Here is a 314-nt window from a genome sequence, read left to right as displayed (position 1 = left end):
GCGTGAGCGGGCCCGGCCAGAATTTGTCGGCGAGCTTTTTCGCCTCCTCAGAAATGCTTGCAGCCCATTCGAAAGCGCTGGCCGCATCCTTGAAGTGGACGATGACCGGATGATCCGGAGGGCGGCCCTTGGCGGCGTAGAGCTTCGCGATCGCGGCCGCGCTCGACGCATCGGCGCCCAGGCCGTAGACGGTTTCCGTGGGAAAGGCGACGAGGCCGCCGGCGAGCCAGACCGCCGCGTGCTTCCCCCTGGGCCGCCCGACTCGGGCGAGGACGAGCCCGAGCGCCGCGAGCGCCGGTCCCTGGAGCCATTCC

At 70.1% G+C, this 314-nt stretch carries 1 protein-coding gene; it reads right to left on the bottom strand.

The genetic code is table 11. From position 1 onward, the window contains the following. A partial coding sequence (locus ACUXVE_RS20090) for an L-threonylcarbamoyladenylate synthase (RefSeq protein ID WP_445515025.1) occupies positions 1-314 on the bottom strand: 314 nt, incomplete at both ends.

Source organism: Stenotrophomonas sp. 3(2025) (assembly GCF_052665395.1).
The sequence above is the reverse complement of the archived record's forward strand: the minus strand, read 5'-3'. Positions and strand labels throughout refer to the sequence as shown.